The following is a 288-nucleotide window of genomic DNA, read 5'->3' on the forward strand; positions in this document are numbered from 1 at the left end:
ATCCGCACGAATTGTCCGGCGGCCAGCAGCAGCGGGTGATGATCGCCATCGCCATCGCCTGCGAACCGAAGCTGCTGATCGCCGACGAGCCGACCACCGCGCTCGATGTCACGATACAAAAGCAGATCCTGCAGCTGATCGCCGATCTGCAAAAGAAGCACGGCATGTCGGTGCTGTTCATCACCCATGATTTGGGGGTGGTGGGCGAGTTCGCCGATGAAGTGATTGTGATGCGCCACGGCGTGATCCGCGAGCAGGGCACGGTGAAGCAGATCTTCGAAGACCCGC

General features: G+C 60.8%; 1 protein-coding gene. It reads left to right on the forward strand.

Annotation, left to right across the window (positions count from 1 at the left end):
- The coding region (locus JHD59_RS22610) for an ATP-binding cassette domain-containing protein (protein WP_199155916.1) at positions 1–288 on the forward strand (288 nt) is incomplete at both ends.

It is taken from the genome of Chromobacterium sp. ASV23 (genome assembly GCF_016428945.1).
GTDB classification, from domain to species: Bacteria; Pseudomonadota; Gammaproteobacteria; order Burkholderiales; family Chromobacteriaceae; genus Chromobacterium; species Chromobacterium sinusclupearum.